This is a genomic window from Acinetobacter entericus (assembly GCF_026168575.1).
Taxonomy (GTDB): domain Bacteria; phylum Pseudomonadota; class Gammaproteobacteria; order Pseudomonadales; family Moraxellaceae; genus Acinetobacter; species Acinetobacter bouvetii.
This window is the reverse complement of sequence record NZ_JAPEQW010000005.1, coordinates 143,045-167,625: the sequence shown is the minus strand read 5'-3', so window position 1 is coordinate 167,625 and position 24,581 is coordinate 143,045. Positions and strand designations below refer to the sequence as shown.

27 protein-coding genes are annotated in these 24,581 nt (G+C 46.0%); 6 read left to right on the top strand and 21 right to left on the bottom strand.

Going from position 1 to position 24,581, the window contains the following annotated elements; all coding sequences use genetic code 11:
* Nucleotides 1-156: 156 nt before the first annotated feature.
* Together rplT and rpmI are read right to left on the bottom strand one after the other, a co-directional pair.
* Nucleotides 157-516: a 50S ribosomal protein L20 gene (gene rplT / locus OKC24_RS06130; RefSeq protein ID WP_004867327.1), complete on the bottom strand. Its 360-nt coding sequence runs from the start codon at nt 514-516 to the stop codon at nt 157-159.
* A 12-nt stretch (nt 517-528) separates the two neighbouring features.
* A complete protein-coding gene (rpmI, locus tag OKC24_RS06125; RefSeq protein WP_004278281.1) occupies nt 529-723 on the bottom strand; it encodes a 50S ribosomal protein L35 in 195 nt (64 codons plus the stop codon).
* Between the two features lie 230 nt (nt 724-953).
* Here rpmI and OKC24_RS06120 point away from each other — a divergent pair, with 230 nt between their 5' ends.
* Both OKC24_RS06120 and OKC24_RS06115 read left to right on the top strand, forming a co-directional pair.
* Nucleotides 954-2,207, top strand: a complete 1,254-nt coding sequence (locus OKC24_RS06120) for an MFS transporter (RefSeq protein WP_131277754.1) — start codon at nt 954-956, stop codon at nt 2,205-2,207.
* A gap of 101 nt (nt 2,208-2,308) precedes the next feature.
* Entirely contained in the window at nt 2,309-3,052 is a 744-nt protein-coding gene (locus tag OKC24_RS06115) for a TonB family protein (protein ID WP_130143647.1), read from the top strand.
* A gap of 59 nt (nt 3,053-3,111) precedes the next feature.
* Here the strand turns inward: OKC24_RS06115 and OKC24_RS06110 are convergent, their stop codons facing one another.
* Complete coding sequence (locus OKC24_RS06110) at nt 3,112-3,534, bottom strand: YqaA family protein (protein ID WP_130143648.1); 423 nt, start codon at nt 3,532-3,534, stop codon at nt 3,112-3,114.
* A 7-nt stretch (nt 3,535-3,541) separates the two neighbouring features.
* Complete coding sequence (locus OKC24_RS06105) at nt 3,542-3,853, bottom strand: hypothetical protein (protein ID WP_005007532.1); 312 nt, start codon at nt 3,851-3,853, stop codon at nt 3,542-3,544.
* A gap of 270 nt (nt 3,854-4,123) precedes the next feature.
* On the opposite strand from OKC24_RS06105, the gene OKC24_RS06100 reads away from it, so the two are divergent.
* On the top strand, nt 4,124-4,441 hold the full coding sequence (locus OKC24_RS06100) for an energy transducer TonB (protein WP_228257525.1): 318 nt from the start codon (nt 4,124-4,126) through the stop codon (nt 4,439-4,441).
* A gap of 36 nt (nt 4,442-4,477) precedes the next feature.
* On the opposite strand, the gene OKC24_RS06095 is transcribed toward OKC24_RS06100, so the two are convergent.
* Entirely contained in the window at nt 4,478-5,095 is a 618-nt protein-coding gene (locus OKC24_RS06095) for a glutathione S-transferase N-terminal domain-containing protein (protein ID WP_005007528.1), read from the bottom strand.
* Nucleotides 5,096-5,417: 322 nt separating this feature from the next.
* On the opposite strand from OKC24_RS06095, the gene OKC24_RS06090 reads away from it, so the two are divergent.
* Nucleotides 5,418-5,873: an Hsp20 family protein gene (locus tag OKC24_RS06090; protein ID WP_130143649.1), complete on the top strand. Its 456-nt coding sequence runs from the start codon at nt 5,418-5,420 to the stop codon at nt 5,871-5,873.
* Between the two features lie 112 nt (nt 5,874-5,985).
* Here the strand turns inward: OKC24_RS06090 and infC are convergent, their stop codons facing one another.
* Both infC and thrS read right to left on the bottom strand, forming a co-directional pair.
* On the bottom strand, nt 5,986-6,537 hold the full coding sequence (infC, locus tag OKC24_RS06085) for a translation initiation factor IF-3 (RefSeq protein ID WP_130143650.1): 552 nt from the start codon (nt 6,535-6,537) through the stop codon (nt 5,986-5,988).
* Nucleotides 6,538-6,542: 5 nt separating this feature from the next.
* Nucleotides 6,543-8,465: a threonine--tRNA ligase gene (gene thrS / locus OKC24_RS06080; RefSeq protein ID WP_130143651.1), complete on the bottom strand. Its 1,923-nt coding sequence runs from the start codon at nt 8,463-8,465 to the stop codon at nt 6,543-6,545.
* Between the two features lie 870 nt (nt 8,466-9,335).
* On the opposite strand from thrS, the gene OKC24_RS06075 reads away from it, so the two are divergent.
* Nucleotides 9,336-10,979 carry an acyl-CoA synthetase gene (locus OKC24_RS06075; protein WP_130143652.1) on the top strand — a complete coding sequence of 548 codons (1,644 nt, stop codon included), beginning with the start codon at nt 9,336-9,338 and terminating at the stop codon, nt 10,977-10,979.
* 93 nt (nt 10,980-11,072) lie between these two features.
* On the opposite strand, the gene yjgA is transcribed toward OKC24_RS06075, so the two are convergent.
* From yjgA to mazG, 9 genes are all read right to left on the bottom strand, one after another.
* Nucleotides 11,073-11,606, bottom strand: coding sequence for a ribosome biogenesis factor YjgA (gene yjgA, locus OKC24_RS06070; protein WP_005007519.1), 534 nt, complete (start codon nt 11,604-11,606; stop codon nt 11,073-11,075).
* Nucleotides 11,607-11,608: 2 nt separating this feature from the next.
* A complete protein-coding gene (locus OKC24_RS06065; RefSeq protein WP_067666356.1) occupies nt 11,609-11,878 on the bottom strand; it encodes an HPr family phosphocarrier protein in 270 nt (89 codons plus the stop codon).
* Nucleotides 11,875-12,726 (bottom strand): RNase adapter RapZ, encoded by an 852-nt coding sequence (gene rapZ / locus OKC24_RS06060; protein ID WP_005007515.1) that lies wholly within the window; start codon nt 12,724-12,726, stop codon nt 11,875-11,877. The genes OKC24_RS06065 and rapZ overlap by 4 nt, the downstream gene beginning before the upstream one ends.
* Before the next feature lie 23 nt (nt 12,727-12,749).
* Entirely contained in the window at nt 12,750-13,598 is an 849-nt protein-coding gene (gene panC / locus OKC24_RS06055; protein ID WP_130143653.1) for a pantoate--beta-alanine ligase, read from the bottom strand.
* Between the two features lie 3 nt (nt 13,599-13,601).
* Entirely contained in the window at nt 13,602-14,411 is an 810-nt protein-coding gene (gene panB, locus OKC24_RS06050) for a 3-methyl-2-oxobutanoate hydroxymethyltransferase (RefSeq protein ID WP_130143654.1), read from the bottom strand.
* A 43-nt stretch (nt 14,412-14,454) separates the two neighbouring features.
* On the bottom strand, nt 14,455-14,943 hold the full coding sequence (gene folK / locus OKC24_RS06045) for a 2-amino-4-hydroxy-6-hydroxymethyldihydropteridine diphosphokinase (protein ID WP_130143655.1): 489 nt from the start codon (nt 14,941-14,943) through the stop codon (nt 14,455-14,457).
* The gene (pcnB, locus tag OKC24_RS06040) at nt 14,940-16,403 is read right to left on the bottom strand and encodes a polynucleotide adenylyltransferase PcnB (RefSeq protein WP_130143656.1); all 1,464 of its coding nucleotides are present in this window, start codon (nt 16,401-16,403) and stop codon (nt 14,940-14,942) included. Before pcnB ends, folK begins: the two co-directional genes overlap by 4 nt.
* 145 nt (nt 16,404-16,548) lie before the next feature.
* Nucleotides 16,549-16,974: a ComEA family DNA-binding protein gene (locus tag OKC24_RS06035; protein ID WP_130143657.1), complete on the bottom strand. Its 426-nt coding sequence runs from the start codon at nt 16,972-16,974 to the stop codon at nt 16,549-16,551.
* The gene (gene mazG, locus OKC24_RS06030) at nt 16,952-17,746 is read right to left on the bottom strand and encodes a nucleoside triphosphate pyrophosphohydrolase (protein WP_130143658.1); all 795 of its coding nucleotides are present in this window, start codon (nt 17,744-17,746) and stop codon (nt 16,952-16,954) included. Before mazG ends, OKC24_RS06035 begins: the two co-directional genes overlap by 23 nt.
* 112 nt (nt 17,747-17,858) lie before the next feature.
* On the opposite strand from mazG, the gene OKC24_RS06025 reads away from it, so the two are divergent.
* Nucleotides 17,859-18,629 carry an SDR family oxidoreductase gene (locus OKC24_RS06025; RefSeq protein WP_131277756.1) on the top strand — a complete coding sequence of 257 codons (771 nt, stop codon included), beginning with the start codon at nt 17,859-17,861 and terminating at the stop codon, nt 18,627-18,629.
* 76 nt (nt 18,630-18,705) lie between these two features.
* Here OKC24_RS06025 and der read toward each other — a convergent pair whose 3' ends face one another.
* The 5 genes from der to ispG all read right to left on the bottom strand — a co-directional run bounded on the left by der (nt 18,706) and on the right by ispG (nt 24,566).
* A complete protein-coding gene (gene der, locus OKC24_RS06020; RefSeq protein WP_005007489.1) occupies nt 18,706-20,115 on the bottom strand; it encodes a ribosome biogenesis GTPase Der in 1,410 nt (469 codons plus the stop codon).
* Nucleotides 20,116-20,284: 169 nt separating this feature from the next.
* The gene (gene bamB / locus OKC24_RS06015) at nt 20,285-21,433 is read right to left on the bottom strand and encodes an outer membrane protein assembly factor BamB (RefSeq protein WP_005007487.1); all 1,149 of its coding nucleotides are present in this window, start codon (nt 21,431-21,433) and stop codon (nt 20,285-20,287) included.
* Entirely contained in the window at nt 21,430-22,128 is a 699-nt protein-coding gene (locus OKC24_RS06010) for a YfgM family protein (protein WP_130143661.1), read from the bottom strand. Before OKC24_RS06010 ends, bamB begins: the two co-directional genes overlap by 4 nt.
* Before the next feature lie 30 nt (nt 22,129-22,158).
* Nucleotides 22,159-23,454, bottom strand: coding sequence for a histidine--tRNA ligase (gene hisS / locus OKC24_RS06005; RefSeq protein ID WP_131276174.1), 1,296 nt, complete (start codon nt 23,452-23,454; stop codon nt 22,159-22,161).
* On the bottom strand, nt 23,451-24,566 hold the full coding sequence (gene ispG / locus OKC24_RS06000) for a flavodoxin-dependent (E)-4-hydroxy-3-methylbut-2-enyl-diphosphate synthase (protein ID WP_131276175.1): 1,116 nt from the start codon (nt 24,564-24,566) through the stop codon (nt 23,451-23,453). Before ispG ends, hisS begins: the two co-directional genes overlap by 4 nt.
* Nucleotides 24,567-24,581 lie beyond the last annotated feature (15 nt).

Sequence of the window (24,581 nt, the reverse complement as noted above, 5' to 3'; positions counted from 1 at the left end):
GCTTCAAAATCAAAAAAATGATTAAAACATGTACAGGGCAGCATAAAAATCACTGAAACTGGGGATTTTATTTAGGAGAAATGGCAGAAATAAATGATATGAAAGTCAAAAAAAAAGACCGCTAAAAGCGGTCTTTTTTTAATCATCTGCAGATGATTAAGCAGCTAATGCGCCTTTAGCTTTTTCAGCTAAAGCAGCAAATGCAACTGCGTCATGCATAGCGATGTCAGCAAGTACGCGACGGTCGATGATCACTTGAGCTTTTTTCAAGCCATCGATCATACGGCTGTACGACAAACCATTTTGACGAGCACCAGCATTGATACGCGCAATCCATAGAGCACGGAATTGACGTTTCTTTTGACGGCGGTCACGGTAAGCATATTGACCTGCTTTGATTACCGCTTGGAACGCTACACGATAAACACGTGAACGCGCGCCATAGTAACCTTTAGCACGAGCAAGAATTTTTTTATGACGGCGATGCGCCTGTACACCACGTTTTACACGAGCCATTTATAAATCTCCTTAGATGTATGGGCACATACGGCGAACTGAAGCAACGTCACTTACGTGAACCATTACACAGCCGCGTAATTGACGGATACGCTTAGCAGATTTTTTGGTCAAAATGTGGCGTTTGAACGCTTGTTTACGCTTAAAACCGTTTGCAGTCGCTTTAAAGCGTTTAGCTGCACCACGGCGAGTTTTCATCTTAGGCATAACAACCTCTTTTGAACACCTGTTCGGAACGTTTGCACCATTGCAAAACGACCTGCAGGTAAGGGAGCAAGTATTCTAAAGCATCTCCGGTTAAAACAAAAGCACCATCGAGAATTAAAATTTACCCATCCGCGCTTTAGCCTTATTCTCTATAAACTTTGCATGATGAAATGATAAGCACTCGCAAACATGACTTTATAATCAGCGCATCCTATAGAAAGAAAATGTTTATGAAGCCTGCACATGACGCCTTTGCAGCCCTGCGCTACCGTGATTTCTCCATAATCACCCTCAATCAGTTCTGCTTGACTTTGGCGATTTTAATTCAGGAAATCATTGTTGCTTACTCCCTATATCAAATTACCAAAGATCCGCTGACCCTCGGCTTAATTGGCCTGGCGGAAGCAATTCCGTTTATCGCGCTGTCTTTATTGGGCGGCTATTTTGCCGACCGTTTCAATAAGCAGACCATCATGAAAATCTGTTTATTCTTTGCCATTCCAATGCCGCTCATTTTATGGTCGCTCTTCCATGCTTACGGACAAGCGCATATCAGCATTTCATCATTGTCATGGGGAATCTATGCAGTAATTTTCGGGCTGGGTACCATTCGCGGCTTTTACAATCCATCCGCCACTTCGTTAAAGCCGTTTTTAATTCCGCGCGACCTGTACGCCAATGGCGCAACGTGGACCTCAATCGGCTGGCAAAGCGGCGTGATTATCGGCCCGATGCTGGGCGGGTTCATGCTGGCATATTTAGGCCGTGAAAGCAGCTTATTTGCGGTAGCCGGATTATTGGCGGCGTGCTTTGTGCTGATCAGTTTACTCAGCAAGCGCAGCTTCCCTAAAATTGAAACGGATAATCTTTGGGACAGCCTTGGCGACGGTTTCCGCTTTATCTGGAAAACCAAAATTGTCCTATGGTCTATTTCACTGGATCTGGCATCCGTCTTGTTTGGCGGGGTCATTGCCCTGTTGCCGATCTTTGCCGAAGACATTTTAAAAATCGGCCCAGAAGGTTTAGGCTATTTACGGGCAGCGCCGTCGATAGGCGCACTCCTCACCATGATTGCCTTAACTAAATTTCCGCCGACACAGCATGCCTGGCGCAATATGCTGCTGGCTGTAGCGGGTTTTGGCCTTTTCACTGTTTTATTCGCATTCTCCCATCACCTATGGCTGTCTTTATTCGCCTTAGCCATGACGGGCGCCTGCGACAGCATTTCCGTGGTGATCCGTCAAACTATTCTGCAGATCTATCCGCCGGAGAATATGCGCGGCCGTGTCGCCGCAGTGAACGGCATGTTTGTGTCCAGCAGCAACGAACTCGGCGCTTTTGAGTCTGGCCTTGCTGCCAAATATATGGGCACGATTACAGCAACACTTTTAGGCGGCTGCATGACCATGGCGGTCGTGGCTGTCAGCTGGGCAAAAACCAAAGACTTATTTAATATTGATATTGGCAAAGGTATAGAAAAATAAGCAATATTCGAGATTTAGACTTGCCAGTATTTCCAATTCAGGAAATACTGCGCTTCAATATTGACCATGAATCCTCTTTGAGTGATTGAAGCCTTTAACCTATGAAAAAAATTCTGTGCTTGTCTGTTTTGATGAGCTTGCCGCTAAGCGCAGCCTACAGCGCCTCACCTAAAAAAGTTCATCAGCTGCCCACACAAACGATTGATGTGCTGCCGGCGCATTTAACCACCCGCATTCAATGGTCGAAATTTCCGCAACCGAATTACAGCAATCAAGACTTAAATAAAAAGAACCGCGCTGCCATAATCCGTATTTTTGCCGATGCGCATGGTGAGGTTCAAGAGGCAACCGTAGAAGAAAGCACCGGCATCCAAAGCCTGGATCAGCTGCTGCTTCGCGCTGTCGAAAAAGCGGAAGTAAAGCCGCATATTGATGCAGATGGCAAGGCGGCTCCGCAAATTGGCTATCAGGCCTTTAATTTGAAGCTGACAGCTCAAGATGCAAAAAACTGTGACTTTGAGTTTAATTCAAAAGTTTGGCAAGCCCAGCAAAATGGCAAAAAAACTGCATTTCAATACGCTAAACAGCCGCCGCTTGAACTCAATACGGCGCAACTGAAAGAGCATGACCGTAAAATTAAATTCAGCTTTAAAACAGACAAACACGGCAGCGTGAAAAAAGTCAAAATTAAACAAGGTTCGGGGATTTATGCGCTGGATCAGCAAGTGATTCAAGCCGTGTCTGGCAGTCAAATCAAGGTGAAACGTACCGCCAGTACGCTATGGATGTATAAAAAATCCAGCTTTAAAGACGAAATCCAATTTAAGCTGAATGAATGTAAGTAAAATTCGCAGATTAAAAAAAACCGAAGGCTTATCCTTCGGTTTTTTATTGCTGACTGCATTCAAAATAAAGCGTACATGCCATAGATAAACAAATAGCGCCCTGTCTTCGCTACACTGACCAGCAGCAGAAAACGCCAGAAATTTTCTTTCAGCAGCCCTGCAATCAATGTAATCGGATCACCGATAATCGGAGTCCAGCTCAGCAGCAGAGACCAATAGCCGTATTTTTGATAGATTCCCTGCGCCTGCAGCATTTTTGCTTCAGAGACTGGAAACCATTTTTTATTTTTATAATGTTCAATTTTCAGCCCGAGCCACCAATTCACGCAAGAGCCTAGAATATTGCCCAGACTGGCAATCGCAATCAAGATAAGTGCGGCATATTCCCCCTGCACGAACGCCCCCAGTAAAACCGCTTCTGACTGCAAAGGCAGCAGCGTTGCTGCGCCAAATGCCGAGATAAACAGCAGATACAGCATCATGCGAAGCCTACTTTAGACCCAGCTGCTTTTTGGTTTTACGGTACTCCGCGGTTGACCAGAACACCATGGCTGCAATTGCTAAAACACGTGACCATGTATAACGCGAAACAATCGGCTGTATCAGCTCATTCAATAAAAGCTGATCTTTGGTATGCGCAGCTTCAGCTATTTTTTGAATATGCACCGCTTCGGCAATAAACAGCATCAAGCACAATGCAATACCAGCAATAACGGCGAAATATACCCGCGGGTTAGCTTCAACAATACGGGTGAGGTTTAAAAAGAAATTTTTCATCACGTTATCATCCAACTTAGCCATTCAAGATAAAGCTCCTTGAGGCAAGCCCGCATTCTAGCACAGCGTCCTGAATATGCTTTGGTTTGTTATTTTGATTGTGATTGGGCGCATACATTTATCTTAGCAGGGTGATGCTTTACATTCATTTTAAGCTCAGTTAACCTGTACAGAAATTTAGTGAATATATAATAAGTATTTGATAAAAAAATATTTTTATTGAGTTTTTTACTCTGCTTACACAGCCTAAACCTTACTCAGGCAAACAATCTCACTCATCCAGCCAAACAAGAAATGGCATCACGCAGCCCTGTGGGCTGGGCAAACAGACCCATCTTAAATATTAGCAATGATGATTTACAAAATCAAAATCGCAGCATAGCGTTTAAACTGTACGTTTTGGATACAGGAATCATCGTAAAAACTGAAGTGGTGCAAAGCTCAGGCTTAGCCGCTTTAGACCAAAAAGTAGAAAGAGCATTACTCAAGGCTAAATTCAAACCTTACATACAAAATGATACCGCTTATCCGTTTATAGCAGTCCAGCCCTTTTCATTTCAGGTCTTAGAAGACACCCTGCCTTGGTGGAAAAGGTTTTTCGGTCTTCATTAAAAATAATGAGCATGGCCGGCATGCTCAACCACTCATTTAGACTTTAATCGCCAGCGCTTTCTGCACTGCAGGGCGCGCAGTCATACGCTCAACATACTCTTTGACATACGGATAATCCTCCAGCTGGATTTGCTGCCATTCATAGCGCAGAATCCAAGGCAGAATCGCCATATCGGCAATTGAATATTCGCCTGCGACAAATTTCTGCCCAATGAGCTGATTATTCAAAACCTTGTATAAGCGCTTCGTTTCATTCACATAACGCTCAGTGGCATAGGGAATGCGTTCTGGCGCAAAACGGCTGAAATGATGGTTTTGACCCAGCATTGGCCCCAATCCGCCCATTTGCCACATCAGCCATTGCTCGACTTCAACCCGTTCAAACTCATCTTCAGGATAAAACAGCCCCGTTTTACGCCCCAAATACTGCAAAATCGCCCCTGATTCAAAGACTGAAATCGCTTCGCCCCGCGGCCCATCCTGATCCACAATCGCAGGGATTTTATTGTTCGGTGATATTTTCAGGAAATCAGGCTGAAACTGATCATTCTCCAAGATATTAATGGGAAAAATTTGATATTCGAGTCCCATTTCTTCTAAAGCAATGGTAATTTTATGCCCATTGGGGGTTCCCCAATAATACAAATCTATCATGTAAGAATCCTGTTGCTTTTCTCGTTTTAGTTTACATTGTCGAGTTTTCATACCGTTTATAGCATGCTTTCAGTAGAGAAACATTAAGTTAAACTGAAATTAGAATCTTAAAATATGCATAGCAGGCTTTATATCGTTAGATAAATTATCAAATAAAGAGAATAGAAAAAATCATTAAATTTTTCCTTGAAATTTTTCGAAGCATACCGATATAAAAAATACAGCAATAATTGGTTGATATTGCTGAGAGTACAACCAATGCCTAGATGGGCGCAGAGGTTGCTTATTCATATCACTTTTCTGAATGCAGGAGGTTTTATCAATGAGTAATTTAAGCTTAACTCCATTATTCCGCCGCAGTATCGGCTTTGACCGTTTAAACGATTTATTTGATCATGCGATGCTCAGTGAAACACCGCACTACCCAGCGTACAATATTGAAAAAACAGGCGATAATGATTACCGGATTGTCGTTTCTGCAGCCGGTTTTAATCAGGATGAACTGAGCATTCATTTAGAAAACCAAGTTCTGAGCATTTCTGGCCAACATTCGGATCAGGCCAAAGATGATACAGCTGAGTACTTGCATAAAGGCATTGCGCGCCGTTCATTTAAGCTGTCATTGCGCTTAGATGAGCACATTGAAGTTCAGCACGCTAATTTTGAAAATGGCTTGCTGACTATTGAATTGAAGCGGATTGTCCCAGAAGAAAAAATGCCTCGCCAAATTCCAATTGGCCAGAAGCTGTTAACAGCTGAACATGCCGCAAAAGAATAAAATGCTCAGAATCAGGCCACAGTTAAAAGCCCTTTGATGATGAAGGGCTTTTAACACAGCAAATATAAAAAAAGCACTGCGGATGCAGTGCTTTTTTTATGTCTATAGGCGCTTACTTTTTCTTTTTAGGTCCAAGCAGCATCCCCATTTGACGGCCTTCCATTTTCGGTGTTTGTTCAACAACACCGTATTCAGCCACGTCCGCTTCAATCTTTTGCAATTGAGCCAAACCTAACTGCTGGTGAGCCATCTCACGGCCGCGGAAACGAAGCGTGATTTTAACTTTGTTGCCTTCCTCAAGGAACTTGATGATGGCGCGGAGTTTTACGTTGTAATCACCGACATCCGTACCAGGGCGCAGCTTGATTTCCTTCACCTGTACTTGATGCTGTTTTTTCTTCGCTTCTTTCTGCTTTTGCTTCAGATCAAACAAATGCTTGTTGAAGTCCATAATCTTACAAACTGGCGGCTCAGCGTTTGCTACGATCTCTACAAGATCAAGCTCTACGCTTTCTGCTGCACGTAAGGCGTCAGCCAAGCTTACGATGCCTTTTTGCTCGCCATTTTCGTCTACAAGACGGACTTCTTTTGCACGAATTTCATCATTCAAGGCAGGACGGTTTGATTTGCTACCGCCCTGTTGATTACGGTCAGGCTGTTTAATCGCTGTTACTCCACAATGTACCGGCCGCGTTCGGCAACGGCTGCTTTTACCAAGTCAACGAAAGCATCGATTGACATAGTACCCAAATTTTTTCCAGAGCGGGTACGGACATTCACAGTACCTTCCTCTACTTCACGGTCTCCAAGTACCAGTAAGTAAGGAATACGCTCTAATGTGCGTTCACGAATCTTAAAGCCGATTTTCTCATTTCTCAAGTCTGAAATCGCGCGGATACCGCTTTCTTTAAGTTTAGCGACCACTGACTCACATGCTTCCGCCTGTGAATCGGTAATATTCATCACACATGCTTGAACAGGAGACAGCCAAGGCGGCATGAAACCCGCATAATGTTCAATTAGTATACCAATAAAACGCTCAAAGCTGCCAAGTATTGCGCGATGAAGCATTACAGGCTGATCGCGGTCATTGTCTTCAGTCACATAAGATGCATCTAGACGTTCTGGCAAGTTGAAGTCGCACTGGATTGTACCACATTGCCATACACGCCCTAAGCAGTCTTTCAAAGAGAATTCAATTTTCGGACCGTAGAACGCGCCTTCACCCGGCTGCAGCTCCCACTCCAGGCCTGCTGCATCTAAAGCGTCTGCTAAAGATTTTTCCGCCATATCCCAAAGCTTGTCATCACCTACACGCTTTTCTGGACGTGTCGACAATTTCATCTGCACTTCTTCAAAGCCGAAATCTTTATAAACATCTAAAGTCAGCTTAATGAAATCCGCAACTTCAGTGCCAATTTGCTCTTTAGTACAGAAGATATGCGCATCATCCTGAGTAAAGCCGCGGACACGCATAATGCCATGCAGTGAACCTGATGGTTCGTTACGGTGGCATGAACCGAATTCCGCCAAACGGATTGGCAAGTCGCGGTATGATTTCAAGCCTTGGTTGAACACTTGTACGTGACAAGGACAGTTCATCGGTTTGATTGCATAGTTGCGGCTTTCTGAATGCGTTGTGAACATGCCATCGGCATAATTGGCAGCATGGCCTGATTTTTCCCAAAGGGTGAAATCAACCACTTGCGGTGTGCGGATTTCAAGGTATCCATTGTCCTGCTGCACTTTACGCATGTACTGTTCAAGCACTTGGTAAATGGTCCAGCCATTTGGATGCCAGAACACCATACCCGGCGCTTCTTCCTGCATATGGAACAAATCAAGCGCTTTACCAATTCTGCGGTGGTCGCGTTTTTCAGCTTCTTCAATACGCTTTACGTATGCTGCCAGCTGTTTTTTGTCTGCCCACGCTGTACCGTAAATACGCTGCAGCTGTTCGTTTTTCGCATCACCGCGCCAGTAAGCGCCAGACATTTTAGTCAGTTTGAATGCTTTTAAGAATTTAGTATTGGGTACGTGCGGACCGCGGCACATATCCAAATAGTCTTGGTGATAGTACAAGCCCATTTCAGTTTCATCAGGCATGTCTTCAATCAGACGTAATTTATAATCTTCGCCACGCTTCGTGAATTCTGCAATCACTTCATCACGCGGAGTCATTTTTTTGATGACGTCATAATCTTGATCGATGAGCTTTTTCATACGCTCTTCGATGGCAGCCATATCTTCTGGTGTAAATGGCTTTTCACTGAAGATATCGTAATAGAAACCATCTTCAATGACAGGGCCAATTACCATTTTTGCTTGTGGGAACAATTGCTTAACTGCATGACCCACAAGGTGTGCACAAGAGTGACGAATGATGTGAACACCATCTTCATCTTTAGGCGTAATAATTTGCAGGGTTGCATCTTCTGTAATTAAGTCGCTAGCGTCGACAAGCTTGCCGTTTACTTTTCCGGCAACTGTATTTTTTGCAAGACCCGGACCGATGCTCAGTGCAACGTCCATCACAGATACGGCGTGATCAAATTGTTTTTGATCACCATTTGGCAAAGTGATAATTGGCATAAAAAATCCTTAAGGAGTGATGCCCCGTACCATGGAGCATATCACCGCGAGATTATGATCGAGGGAGAACCTCAAAAGATAAAAACGGTGGATAAATAAAAATCGCTTAGAATTTTACACTGCTTAGCTTGATGGATAAACCTTTTTGGCCGAAAAAAGATGCCGAACGTAAAATTGGCGGCTATTTGCGCAAAATAAGCCATATTTGGTAATAATTCGCCAAGAATAATATCAGCTGATTATTCTTGTTCGCATTGAGCATGGCAAATACTTTCTCTGCAGCAGGGCTCTTGTCATCAATAAACTGCCTGAAAAATCTCAAGCCGCCAGCTCCTGATGCAGCAACTCTTCTTTCTCAGCGCTCAATATCATGAACTGCCGTTCAATATGCAAATATAACGGCCATTTTAACATCAGCACATCTAAATGCAGTGCAGCGTGTAAATCAAGAGAGCCGCAGGAAAACGCAGATCAGGCTATTTTAAATCAACTTAAGCTGTTGATTATCCAAACCATTCAAACAACAGCGCCCATCTATAGCATAGCGGTTTCACCTATTCACCGTACAAAGCATGTGAAAAATATTCAGATCGCCGCGGAAACCGCATCAGCGCTTATTATCGGGTTGGGGAAACAGCCTCTTTCAATTGTCTGCAAAGCCGTTTTTTCGATCTAATTTATTTAGATCCGAAAATCAAATTTTAGAACTGCAGGGTTCACTTTCAGTATTTTTAACTTTTTAAATTTCAATATTTTCAGCATGTTACAAATTTAGTGCAAATACTCGACTAAAGCATTAATGCAAGTTAGCCTGAGACTGCATATTGTTGAGAAAATGACAAAAAGCAATACAGACAGGGAGTTTCTGAGATGGTTAGTGCATATGATGAGTTGCCACGGACACCGGCCAATTTTGTTGCCTTATCGCCGCTGCGCTATTTAGAGCGCGCGGCTTATATTTATCCGCACCAAGATGCCATTATCCATGGTTCGCGTCATATCAGCTGGCGGGAAACCTATCAGCGCTGCTGTCAATTTGCGCATCAGCTGCAGCAGCTGGGCATTGGTAAAAATGATACAGTATCGGTGCTTTTGCCCAATATTCCAGCTATGATTGAAGCGCACTTTGCTGTACCCATGGCAGGCGCTGTACTGAATACCATCAATACGCGTTTAGATGCAAAAACGATTGCATTTATGCTCGAACATGCTGAAACCAAAGTCTTATTGGTCGACCCTGAATTTGCAGCAGTTGCTCAAGAAGCGCTGGCTTTAGTCAAGCAGGATATTTTTGTCATCGATGTCGATGACGCCGAATACCAGGACAGCAGCCCTGCGCCAATCGGCAAAATCGAATATGAAACTTGGCTGGCAGACGGCAATCCGCATTTTGAATGGCACCTGCCACAAGATGAATGGGATGCCATCAGCCTAAACTACACATCGGGCACGACAGGCAACCCGAAAGGCGTAGTCTATCATCACCGCGGTGCCTACATTAATGCCGCCAGCAACATCATTGCCTGCGGCATGACGCCTCGCGCAACTTATTTATGGACGCTGCCGCTGTTCCACTGCAACGGCTGGTGCTTTGCATGGACTATGGCAGCCAATGGCGGCACCAATATCTGCCTGCGCAAAGTCGATCCTGAACTGATTTATAAACTGATTGCAGAACACAAAGTGGATTACTTCTGCGGCGCACCGATTGTATTGTCGATGCTGATCAATACGCCAGAAGAGAAAAAAGTCAAAATTGACCACCGCGTAGAAGTGATGGTGGCAGGCGCTGCGCCCCCAGCAGCCATCATTGAAGGCATGCGCAACATCGGCATTAATGTGACTCATGTCTACGGCTTAACGGAAACCTATGGCCCTTCTGCGCTGTGCGCGTCACAGGCAGGCTGGTCTGACCTGTCTATCCAAGAACAGGCGCAGCTGCATTCACGCCAAGGCGTGCCGTATCCGCTGCAGGACGGCATGAAGGTCATTGATCCTGAAACCATGCTGCCTGTACCGCATGACGGCAAAACCATGGGGGAAATTATGTTCCGCGGCAATATTGTCATGAAAGGCTATCTGAAAAACCCAGAGGCCACCGCAGAAGCCTTTGCCGGCGGCTGGTTCCATACAGGCGATTTGGCTGTTTGCCAGCCGGACGGCTATGCCAAAATTACTGACCGCTCTAAAGATGTGATTATTTCCGGCGGTGAAAATATTTCGTCCCTTGAAGTTGAAGAAGTTCTGTATCAGCATCCTGCAATATTAACCGCAGCCGTCGTGGCTAAGCCCGATCCGCGCTGGCAGGAAGTGCCGTGCGCCTTTATCGAGCTAAAGGCTGGCAAAGAGGCAACACCGGAAGAAATCATTGAATTCTGCAAACAGCATTTAGCCCGTTTTAAAGTCCCCAAAGATGTCATCATTACTGAAATCCCCAAAACATCGACGGGCAAACTGCAGAAATTCATTTTGCGCGACTGGGCCAAAGAGCGCGCAACAGGCGAGTTTAGCTAAACTGCCCTCTGCTCCGGCACTTGCGCAAAAAAGAAAGGCAAGGCAATAAAAAAAACGGCTCTTAGGAGCCGTTTTTTGCTTTGTCATAAGCAATCAATTATCTGAAATCAATGCCACTTGCTGTAAATAGTTAAACATATTCAACTTAGATGCCTTCACCGCTTCTTCTGGCGCTTGATTTTTAAGATCACGGTGCACACGGAGATAATGCTGGCGCAAAGTATGGCGTTCAGTCGCATTATACGTTTTGGTAAATTCATTAATCGCAGGGTCGCCATCTTTAATAATGCGCTCGACCCAGCGCTGCAGCTGCGCTGTTTTTTTCAGCCCTTGTTTTGGGGTTAAATATGACAAAATGACCGTTTCATTTTCATTACGCAACAGTTTACCAATACGTAAAAATTGACGGCGGCGCGCTTCATGTGAGCTAATCTGCTGCACATCAAGCAGCGCTTCAATTAAACGCTCTTCAACAGGCAAATTTTTAATTTGCTTCGCACTTAGCTCAGCCAGCTGTGAACCTAAAGCAGCCATACGCTGAACAGCCTTTTTCTGTTCGGTTTTACTTGCACGTCCTTCTAAAGAATCAAAATCTTCATCAGTTAAGCTCTTCGATCGACTTGCCACGATTAATCTGCCTCGTAAAATTTCGCTGCGAACAGTGCCTGAACTTCAGATAAAGCTTTTTCTTCATCTGCGCCCTCAATCACTATCCGTAAAGTTGTGCCCTTGCCTGCACCAAGCATAAGCAGGGACATAATATTTTTTGCATCTACCAATTTATCACCTTTGCCGATCTGAATCGATGAGCTGAATTTGGTGGTGACTTCAATCAGTTTGCCAGACGCACGCGCATGTAAACCTAGTTTATTAATTACGTCAACAGTTGTGTCTATCATGACCAGTGCTTCATTTCTCTATGTAAGACCTGAATAGACCATTTTGCCTCAAGGGCTTTTTTTAGTCTATCCACAATATAAACAGAACGATGCTGGCCGCCAGTACATCCGATTGAGACCGTCATATAATGGCGGTGACCCTCCGAAAATGCCGGCAGCCATTTGTCCAAAAAGTGATAAATGTCCTGAAACATTTCTTCAGTTTGCGGACTCTGTTCTAAAAATTTCTGTACAGGCTCATCCAGACCTGAATATTTTCTTAATTCTAAATCCCAATGCGGGTTCGGCAGATGGCGCACATCAAAGACGTAATCTGCATCCAGCGGTATGCCATGCTTAAAGCCAAAAGACTGCAAAATTAAAATCAGGTTGTCGGCCTGCCCCAGCTTCGTCAGCAGGACATGCTTTAAATCATGCACACTTTTATCGGTGGTATCAATATGCACAGTCGAGCGCAGCTGAATCGGCAGCAGCAGCGATTTTTCTTCCTGTATGCATTCATTCAGGCTTTTAAAGCGGCTGGATAAGGGATGCGGGCGGCGCGAAGCGCTGAAACGTGAAATCAGTTCCTGATCCCGCGTGGTCAGGTAAATAATATCGACTGAACCATGGCGCTGCAGTTCATGGAAGACCTGATCAAACTCCTGCAGGTCAGCCCGCGTGCTGCGCACATCCACCCCTAAAGCCAGCTGTTCAAGGTTATTTTCCTTGTCCAGCTTTTCCACAATTTCCGGCAGCAGCGCCAAAGGCAAATTATCTATACAGTAATAGCCAAGATCTTCAAGCACCTGCAATGCAGAGCTTTTTCCAGAACCAGATTGACCTGTAACAATTAAAATGCGTTTCATTGCATGACTGCCCTTTTATAGCGCTAAGACGCAGTATATTTTACCTGCAGGTTGTCGATGAGGCGGGTTGCACCTAATTTTGCTGCCACAAACAGCACAAGATCTTCATTAAATTGTTCAACTTTTTGAAGTTCTGTGGTGCGGGCTTCTACATAGTCCACAACAAAACCGGCGCCTGTCAATGCCGATTTCATATCTTCTAGCACTTTAGGCAATGCATCCCCAGACAGCAGCGCCTGTTCCGCAGCCTTCAAATTTTTATAGATCGCCGGCGCAGCGGCGCGGTTTTCCGCGCTTAAATAGCCATTGCGCGAACTGAGCGCCAAACCGTCTTCCGCTCGGGTAATCGGCACGCCAATCACTTCCAGCGGAATATTCAAATCACGGACAAACTGCCGGATGACCGCCAGCTGCTGATAATCTTTTTGGCCAAAGAAAGCATAGTTCGGCTGCACAATATTAAACAGTTTGGTCACCACCACCGCAACGCCATCAAAATGGCCGGGGCGCTGCAAACCGCATAAATCATTCGTGATATCGCTGACTGAAATATTGGTCAAGCGCGGCTTGCTGCCATACATTTGTTCAACGGTTGGCGCAAATACAATGTCACAGCCCACGTCTGCCAATAACCGCTGATCCTGCTCTAAAGTCCGCGGATAATTATCAAAATCTTCGTTTGGGCCAAATTGAATTGGATTGACAAAAATGCTGACCACAACAATATCGCAAAGCTTGCGCGCTTCACGCACGAGGTTTAAGTGGCCTTCATGCAAATTGCCCATCGTTGGAACAAAACCAATAATTTTCCGGGCTGCGCGCGCTGGATTCAATGACGCAGCTAAACCTTGAATCGTTGTTTCAGTTTTCATATCTCAGAGCTCAATTTGAAAAGTGTGTTCTACGGCAGGGAATGATCCATCCTGCACTGCGGCGTGATAGGCTTTAAATGCATCTAAAATTGCAGTTTCACCCGCCTGTTCTTTCATAAAATTGCGGACGAATTTAGCCACATGGCTAAAGTTCAGCCCCAGCATGTCCTGCACCACCAGCACTTGGCCATCTGTTTCTGCTCCAGCGCCGATGCCGATCACCGGCGTATTCGGGAACAAATTGCTGATCTCTTTGCCAACCTGCGCTGGAACACATTCCAGCAGCAGTACGGCAGCTCCGGCATCAACTACAGCTTTACAGTCTGCAATCAGCTGATCGGCTGCGGCCCGAGTGCGCGCCTGCACTTTATAGCCGCCAAAGACATGCACTGACTGCGGCGTTAAGCCTAAATGCACACAGACAGGAATGCCATTCCGGGTCAGCACCTGCACAGTTTCAGCCAGCCATTCTCCGCCTTCCAGCTTCACCATATGCGCGCCCGCCTGCATGATGGTTTTAGAGCTGCTCAATGCATCGTTCAGGGTGGCATAACTCATAAACGGCAAATCCGTTAAAATGAACGCATGCGAGTTGCCGCGGCGCACTGCGGCAGTATGATATGCCATATCGCTGACATTCACAGGCAGTGTCGAATCACAGCCTTGAATGGTCATGCCTAAAGAATCGCCGACCAAAATAGTATCAATTTCAGCGACTTCCATGGCTTTCGCCATGCTTGCATCATAGCAAGTCAGGCAGGAGAATTTGCGGCCTTCCACTTTAAATTTTCTTAAGTCACTTAGACTAATCATCTAGAGGTTCCTCTGATGGCCCTATCTCAGAGCCATTAAACATTTAAATCTTTGCCCAATTTCCAGTAGCCAGCACATCGAGCGCCGGATGCTCTAAAATCGGCAAATCTTTTAATAATTGTCCTTTCAGCTGCAATCCTGCATCCAAGTCCAACAGTGGGATCAAAACAAAATCACGCTCCATGACGCCTGCATGCGGCACGGTCAGGCGTTCATTTTGAATCTGCTCCTGTCCATAAATCAGCAAATCTAAATCCAGTGTGCGCTCCCCCCAATGGCGAAGGCGTACACGCCCAGATTCCTGTTCAAAGCGCTGCAGCTCATCCAGCAGGGCCAATGGAGCTAAATCGGTTGTCAGCTGCACCACGGCATTTAAGTAATTCGGCTGATCCTGCGGCCCCATCGGCGGGCTTTGATACAGTTTAGAGGTTTTCACAGCGCCTAAGGCGGCCAGCTTATGGACGGCTTCAGCCATAATTTGCAATGAATCACCTAAATTGCTGCCTAAACCAATATAAGTCACTATGCTCATTGAGTCGGCCCAAAAACCACTTGGCTTAAATCACGCTGCACACGCTTACGCTTTAAGATCGGGTGATCTGCGCTAATGCCTTCCGCAACCTCCGCTGCCGGCTGGCGGCGTGAATCTGAGGCTGACTTGGCTTTTCTGGCGCGGCGGCTGCGCGGCTCAGGCTCATTGACCAAAGGCTCAATCTCTGCCTGCTGAATAGATGCAGTTTTGATTTCTTCTGCAGGCGCCCGAGACACTTTGCGGCGGCTCTTGGCGCGCTGACGGTTATAATCTGCAATTGCGCGCTCGCGCTCATCCACAGACAAGGTTTGATAGTTTTCCCACCAAATCCCCATGCCTTGGGTATCGTTATCACCAGATTTTTCACGCAGCAATAAAAAGTCAAAGCCGGCGCGGAAACGCGCATGGCTGGACAAAGCTTCAATCTGCTGCGGCTTAGGGTTCAGCAAACGGGTTTGCATTTCCCAGACTTCACGGATAAATGTTTCGGCAAAACGCGGAATGATCGTGCGTGTCGCTTGGCGCTTCAACACATCTAAACCCGCTTGCGCGCGGGCTTCTGCCGCAACAACGCCCTTGCTTAAGTAGAAGTCACAGCGTTCAAGAAAAGGCTTCCACAGCAGCACTGCATAGAAAAATGCGGGATTGATGGTTTTACCAATCGAAATCCGCTGATCGGTATTTTTAGCGGCGCGCTCAATAAACGGCGTAATTTCCGGCGTAATTTCCGCAAACAGCTGGCGCCAAATGCCAAAATCAATCAGCATCGGCATCACCCGGTTTAAATGCCCCATGGTGAACAGTTTTTGCGATTCATCATATAAACGGTGCGGTGATACATCGCGCAGCAGCAGCGTGATTTCAGGCGTAAAAATGTTGAGTATTTTTTCATCAATACTGAAATTCAGCTTAGCCGCAAAGCGCAGCGTCCGCAGCATGCGCACAGGATCTTCCTCAAAACGCTGCAGTGGATCGCCCAGCAAACGCAATGTTTTGTGTTTGATGTCGTCAACCGCATTGCAGAAATCCAGCACTTCATTTTTACGCGGCTGGTAATACAAAGCATTGATCGAAAAATCACGGCGGGCAAAATCCTGTTCGATGGTGCCCCAGTTGTTGTCCCGCAAAATCATGCCTGCAGCGGAAGTCACTTCTTTTTTAGGCGGCGCACGGAAGGTTGCCACTTCAATCAGTTCACGGCCAGAATAGACATGAGCAAGCTCAAAACGGCGGCCGATGATGCGGCAGCGACGTCCGAAAACTTCTTTCACCTGAGATGGAGTAGCATTGGTGACAGCATCATAATCCTTTGGATTTAGCCCCAACATTAAGTCGCGTACACCGCCGCCGACGATATAAGCTTCATAGCCTGCCTTAGTTAAGGCATCAATCACATCCAATATGGAAGAAGGTAATTGTGCAGTTGATAAACCGCATTTTGACGCGCGCAAAGTTTGCAAAAGACGCTGTCTCCTACGTCTAAACGTAATATCTTAAGATGTCGCTAATCATATCTCTAACACAATCAAAGGGCAATTTGATTCTCCCGATACACATTGCCTAACTCAGCTGCCTTTCGCACTTTTTTCATCTTCCCGCGCTGTTTTACAAGGCAAGGCGCTCTTTATTTTTGCTGAAAATAGCCGGGCCAATGCCTTTGACCTCCTGAATTTCCTCAATACTTTTAAATTTTCCATTTTTATTGCGGTAATCCACAATTGCTTCTGCTTTCTTTTGACCAATGCCGCTGAGCTGCTGAAATTGCTCGGCGCTGGCGGAATTCAGCCTGATTTTTTGACTCGCGCTGTTAGACGCCGCACTGAGCGCAGGCTTGGATAAATAATAATTTTTAGATGCGGACGCTGAAGAATGGCTGACTGATGCACTTTTAAGCTGGCTGTCCTGTGTTTGCTGGTCCGATTTCCATTGCTGATACGCGGCATTTGACGGCGCCGCTGCGCTAGCCCAAGCAATGCTGATAGTAACTAGCAGGATAAAGAGCTGAAATTTATTCAAGTTGCGGTTTTTCATATAAAGCCTGTTGTTTAAATTGTTGTTTTGCCTGCTCCCAAAGCTGATCCATCTCAGCCAATGACAGGTCTTCTATATTTTTATTCTGCAATGCTGCCTGCGTTTCAATGTAGGCAAAACGGGTGCGGAATTTATGGACAGTGCCCAATAACGCCATTTCACTCGAGATGCTGAGTTTACGGCCAATATTCACCAGAGAAAATAAGCAATCACCAAACTCTTCCATAATTTCGTCGGAATTCTGATTTTTAAGCGCCTGTTTAAATTCAGCAAGTTCCTCTTCTAATTTGCTATAGGCATCTTCAGATGTGGCAAAATCAAAGCCAATTTTAGCCGCATTTTTTTGAATTTCTTCCGCCTGCTGCAAGGCAGGGCCATGCTTAATCTGATCTAAACGTGACTGAGCTTTACCCGTTTTTTCTTTGCGCTTAATGTCCTGCCACAACACAGCCACATCATCAGCGCTTAATTGTGAAAACTGTTCGGCTTGAAACACATGGGGGTGCCGGCGAACCAATTTACCGCAAATGGCCTGTACCACATCCTGAAAATCAAATGCGCCCTGCTCACTGTACATTTGAGACTGAAACACCACCTGCAGCAGCAAATCCCCCAGCTCATCACGCACATCTTCCGCTTTGCCATCACGCACAGCTGCTTCGACTTCATAGGCTTCTTCTATGGCATAACGCGTTAAAGACTCAGGCGTCTGCTGCTGATCCCAAGGACATTTTTCACGTAATTCACGCATGATGCTCAACAGCTGTTCCATAATCTGCCTCTTTATTTAATTTAGATTTCTGCTCGATTGCATCTTTTCCCCCCCAATAATTTGGTATGCTCAAAATCAATATAAGGAAGAAAAAGACAGGGAGAAGAATAACATGCCGAGCATCTTGATTAGCGGCGCAGGCCAAGGCATTGGCGCTGCAGCAGCCAAATTATTTTACCAGCAGGGCTATAAAGTCGGTATTTATGACATTAATGCAGTGCAAGCGCAGAAACTGGCGCAACAGCTGGGCGAGAATGCCAAAGCAGGACTGCTGGATGTTGCCAACATGGAACACTGGAAAAATGCCCTGACAGAATTTACACAATGGGCCGGTGAGCTGAATGTTTTGGTGAATAATGCCGGCATTCTCTATTCAGGCGCTTTTGAGCATACCGATATCGCCTCGCATCACCGCACCATTGATATTAATGTAAAAGGGGTGATAAACGGCTGCTATGCGTCTTTGCCTTATTTGCAAAAAGCGGCGTTTGCACGGGTGATTAACTTATCTTCCGCCTCTGCCATTTATGGCCAAGCCGACTTGGCCACGTATTCCGCCAGTAAATTTGCTGTGCGCGGCCTAACGGAAAGCCTGGATATTGAATGGCAAAAATACGGCATACGGGTGCTGGATGTTATGCCGCTGTTTGTGCAAACCGCGATGGTGAAAGAAATGGATGCAGAAAGCATCCGTAAAATGGGGGTAAATTTGACGCCTAATGATGTCGCCGAGCAAATTTTGAGTTTGGCGACACTTAAAGCCCATGCCTTTACTCCAACACATCGCGCCGTGGGTTTCAAAACAAAGGTTCTGTTTAATTTATCTAAAATCAGCCCTCAGTTTGTAAACCGCTTAAGCAATTTATGGATTGCTCAAAAATAATCGGCCTTAGAAAAGTAGTTCAATCCACCAAATAAAAAACCGCCATATGGCGGTTTTTTATCAACACTGAATAAGATTAGCGTTTAAATTTCTTCTCCGCTTTTTTGAACTTCTGTACATAACGGCGCTTACGGGCAGCTGTGCGTTCATCCATTTGCGATTTACGGCCTTCAAATGGGTTTTCGGAGGTCTTAAATTCAATACGGACCGGCGTGCCTTCAAGCTTGTACACTTTACGGAACACGTTTTCTAAATAACGGCGGTAATCCGCAGGGGTTTTATCCACCTTGTTGCCGTGCACTACAATTGTTGGCGGATTTTGCCCGCCAATATGCGCATAGCGCATTTTAATGCGGCGGCCGCCCACCATTGGCGGCTGATGCGCTTCTGTCGCATCACTTAAAATTTGGGTAATTTTTGCAGGTGAAACTTTCAAATGCGAAGAGTCATAAGCGCGGTGGATTGATGGATAAAGATCGCCAACCCCAGTGCCATGCAATGCAGAAATCAAATGAATTTTTGCCCAGGGAATAAAATCAAAGCGGCGTTCCACATCCAGCTTGCATTGCTTGCGGTCGTACTCGGTCATGTTGTCCCATTTATTGACTGCAATCACCATCGCGCGGCCGGCTTCCAGCGCATAGCCAATCAAATGCAGATCCTGTTCAACAATCCCGTCACGGGCATCAACCACAACCACAACCACATGCGCATCTTTCATGGCTTGCAGTGTTTTCACAATTGAGAATTTCTCAATCATTTCATCTACTTTGCCTTTACGGCGCACGCCAGCGGTATCAATCAGCGTATATTTACGCCCATCCCGCTCAAAGGGGATATACACAGAGTCACGGGTAGTGCCAGGCTGGTCAAATGCAACCACACGCTCTTCGCCAAGCAAGCGGTTAACTAAGGTCGATTTACCCACATTTGGACGGCCGATAATCGCCAAACGCAGACCGGTATCCCGGTCATGCAGTTCAGGATTCTCGTCTTCCGGCACAGAAGCAAGCACTTCTTCCAGCATTTGCTGTACACCGCGGCCATGACTGGCTGCGACTTGCAACGGCTCACCCATGCCAAGCTTGTAAAATTCAACCAATGCCGCTTCCGCATGCACGCCATCCACTTTGTTGGCAACCAGAAATACCTTTTTGCCGAGTGTGCGCAAATCACGGGCAATCTGCTCATCAGACGCCAGCAATCCTGCACGGGCATCCACAACAAACATAATCATGTCTGCTTCATGGATGGCTGTTTTGGACTGCTCGGCCATGTACGAATCAATACCGCCTTCTGTTTCACCGATACCGCCAGTATCAACTACAATGAAGGATTTATTTTGGTAAGTCGCATCGCCATATTTACGGTCACGTGTCAGACCGGCAAAGTCAGCAACGAGCGCATCCCGGCTCTTGGTGATCTGGTTAAACAACGTTGATTTTCCGACGTTCGGACGACCAATGAGCGCAATTACGGGTTTCATAGATTAACCTTTATTCAAGATCAGCCAGTTTGGTCTGGTCTGAACATCAGAAAGTATTGGAAGAATAAGGATTAGGACAAATGCCTAAATAAAAACACGGGGCATTGACTGTTCAATCCCCCGCGTTCAAAAAATTCGGTTGCACTTATTTTAACATAAGCTGCAAAAATTAACGATTCTGCCAAACACTCATTGCACCTTTACGTGTTGACACATAAAGCTGATTATCAATGACACGCAGCGTGCGCACTTCACCGCTGGTTTTGGAACGGCCAATGATTGCACCGGTGCTTGGGTCAATTAGATGCAGTACGCCATCCAAATCACCAACCACCAAATCATTGCCCAGCATCACTGGGTTGCTCAGCTGACGGTTCAGCAGCTGGTCATTTTCCCACAGCTTGTTGCCGGTGGTAATTTCATAAGCTGTAATCTTACCATCAGTTTGCGCAACAAACACCCCATTGCCTTTCACTTCCGGGCGCTGAATGCTGCTGGCATCCTCACTCCATACAACCTGCTGTGAAGCCAGGTCCAGTACCGTCACTTGTCCCTGATAGCTGGTGGTGACAACAAACTGGCCGGCTACAGCTGGCTCACCGTCAATATCAATCAAGCGCTGAATATCTGAACGGCCTTCTGAAACAGCAACACGGCGCTGCATCTTAGGCGTGCCGCTAATAGCATCAATGGCATAAATATAAGCATTTGCAGAAGCAATCAGCACATTGCGCGCATCTAAAGCAACAGGCGCTGCCTGACCGCGCAAGCTGAACTGTACATTCGGCAGATTATAGGTCCACGCCTGTTTGCCGGTTTCCACTTCATGCGCAAACACAGTCCCGTCATTCGCAACAGTAATAACACGGCCAGCATGAATCAGTGATGGCGCAAGAATAGCGCCAGACAGCTGCGCTGTCCATTTAGTTTCACCCGTTGCCTGATCTAAAGCGAACAATTGGCCTTTTGGGCTGCCGACAACCACTAAGCCGTCTTTCGCTTCCACACCCGAGCTTAAGCCCTGTTTTGAAATTTTCTTTTGCCAAAGTCGCTGCTTGCCTTGGAAGGCCTCGACTTCACCGTTTGGATTGATTACAAAAATAACGCCATGATCTACATCTAAACGCATGCGCAAGGGATCTGCTTCATCCGTCGAAGCCACATTTTGAGAAAATACAGGAACCAGTGTTTTCGCCTGTTCAAGTTTCGGCAGCGGACTCGGCTTTGCCTCTTCGACTTTAACGCCTTTATTTGCACAGCCTGCAAGCGCCAGCGTTAAAACTGTCAGTGCACACGCAATTTTGTATTGTCTATTCATTCAGTTTCTTCCACTTGGGTCTCTAAAATCGGGCGTTCGATTTCAGGATCATCGACTAAAACGCCTACACTTTCGAGTTTAATTTGTAAAATTTGACGTTCTTCTTTACGTTCAACCAATGCATCCCATGCACTTTGATATACTTTTTTTGCATTTTCAATATCATTTTTGGCAACATACACATCACCGCGCGCTTCATCAGCCGTCGCTTTAAATGCAGGATCTGTTACTGCTTCTAATGTTTTCAGCGCTTCATCATATTTCTTTTGCGCCAGCTGCGCATAAGCCAAGCGCAGTTTTACAATTTGAATCAAGCCGTCATCGCCGGCTTTGACGTTTTCAACTTTCTTCAAGGCTTTTTCAGCGCTGGCGTAATCAGCTTTATCATAGGCCAATTTAGCCATGACCAGTTGCGCCTGAATCGCTTGAGGAGAATCTGGAGCTTCTTTCATGATGCTGTCCGCAGATGTGGACAGCTGCGAAAATGCATCGCCCTGCGCTGATTTAGCGCTGTCCATCAACTGCTGCACTTTAGCCGTCGCCGTCTGTGACTCAGCCAAAGTTTTCTTCTGCCAATATTCCCATCCGAAAAAGGCAATCAACGCAATTAAAATCCCGCTAATAATGGCCGAACCATATTTTTTAGAGAAAGATTTTAAATTATCAAGTTGTTCATCATCACTTAATGCGTTCATTTGTCGATCCTTTTCCTTATGTTTTCTGACTTATTTTGAAGAAAGTTTTTCAATAATAAACGGCACAAAACCGCCTACCGCAACTTCAGCCTGTTCTGCCGTCGCCAATTCTTTAACCAGAATTTGCTGCGCTTCCTGTTCACGCTCACCAAAGATGACTGCAAACAAAGCGCCAGCCTGATCCGCTTTTTTCATTTGCGACTTCATTGACCCCTGTGAACCGACTTTGAGGCGGATGGCGCTGTTTGCATTTTCAAGCTGGTCACGGATCTGTTCTGCCAATACCAGCGCTTTGCCTTGCGTAGCCGGATCAGACACCAAGAAGATTTCACAGTCACGCACTGGCGCATGGTCTTCCACTTGTTCAAGAAGCAGCAGCAAACGCTCCATGCCCATCGCAAAACCAACTGCAGGCACAGTTTGATCCGCCTTTCCTTTGAGCTGGCCAACCAAGCCGTCATAACGGCCTCCAGCACAGACAGTGCCTTGTGAGCCCAGCAATGTTGTGGTCCATTCAAATACTGTTTTATTGTAATAATCTAAACCGCGGACCAGTTTTTGATTAATCACAAATTTAACGCCTGCAGCCGTTAAAAATTGCTGCAATTGGGCAAAATGCGCGAGGGTTTCTTCACCCATAAAGTCGTGAAGTTTCGGTGCATTTTCTAGAATATTTTGTGTTTTAGCATCTTTAGAATCCAAAATACGCAGTGGATTTGTGGTCAAACGGCGCTGTGAATCTTCATCTAAATCAGCTTTGTGTGATTCTAAAAATTCAACCAAAGCTGCACGGTAAGCTGCGCGCTCATCCGACTCACCCAAAGTATTCAGCTCAAGCTGCACTTTGTCGGCAACACCCATACGCTTCCATAGACGCGCTGTCATCAAAATCAGTTCTGCATCCTGATCTGGAGTAGACACACCAAATGTTTCCACACCAAACTGATGGAACTGGCGGTAACGGCCTTTCTGCGGCTTTTCATAGCGGAACATCGGCCCGACATACCAGACACGCGGCGCCGCGCCGCGCAGTAAGTTATGCTCCAGCATTGCGCGTACACAGCCAGCTGTGCCTTCTGGGCGCAAAGTCAAAGACTCAGGCGGATTGCCCTTATCTAAGAAGGTATACATTTCTTTTTCAACGATATCCGTTGCATCACCGATAGAGCGCTTAAACAGATTGGTCTGTTCAACAATCGGCAAGCGGATTTGCTGATAGCCGTAAGCATCCATTAATGATGCTAAATGCTGCTCAAGACGTCTCCACGCAGGTGTTTGCGTAGGGAGGATATCGTTAAAACCTTTAATTGCGACAATTGAACTCATGATTTACTGCGTATAATTTCTTTAGATTTTGCTTCTTCAAGCGCCTTAACTCGTTGACGAACCATCGTTTCGATTTCATCAACCAACTGATTTGTGTCAATTAAATGACTTTTCTCGCCATTACGATACACGAGAGAACGCGGACTTGCACCTACCACGCCGATATCGGCTTCTTTGGCCTCGCCCGGACCATTCACTTTGCAGCCAATCACTGAGACATCCATGGGCGTGCGCACATCTTCCAAACGCTCTTCCAAGGCTTGCATCACTTTAATGACATTAAATTCCTGACGTGAGCAGCTTGGGCAGGCAATAAAGTTAATGCCATTTGAACGCAGTCCCAGTGATTTTAAAATATCAAAACCGATTTTAACTTCTTCTTCCGGCTCGGCCGCAAGCGAGATGCGCATGGTATCGCCTATGCCTTCCATCAACAGGCCGCCTAAAGCGATGGCAGACTTCACGGAACCTGTACGGTAAACACCAGCCTCAGTCACTCCCAAATGCAGTGGATTATCAATTTGCGCCGACAGCAAGCGATAGGCATCCATGGTTAAAAATACATTCGATGCTTTGACTGAAATCTTAAACTCCTGAAAACCCAAGCGGTCGAGAATATCAATATGGCGCATGGCGGATTCCAGCAATGCCTGTCCTGTCGGCTCGCCATATTTTTTCTGAATATCTTTTTCTAGAGAGCCCGCGTTCACGCCAATCCGCATAGAAATATCATTATGGCGGGCAGCGGCCACCACTTCGCGGATTTTCGCTTCAGAACCAATATTGCCGGGGTTGATACGCAAGCAATCTGCACCCAAGTCTGCAACACGCAGTGCAATTTTATAGTCGAAGTGAATGTCTGCAACTAACGGTACAGTGACACGTTTGCGAATCTCGCCAAAAGCTTCAGCCGCTTCCATACTCGGTACAGAAACACGCATGATATCTGCACCGACATCAGCGCAGCGCTGAATTTGCGCTACGGTCGCATCAACATCGCAGGTTTCTGTATTGGTCATGCTTTGAATGCTGATCGGAGCATCACCGCCCACATATACAGAACCGACACGGATTTTTCGAGTTGGACGGCGTTGAATTGGATTTACAATCATTATTTCACTCTACCC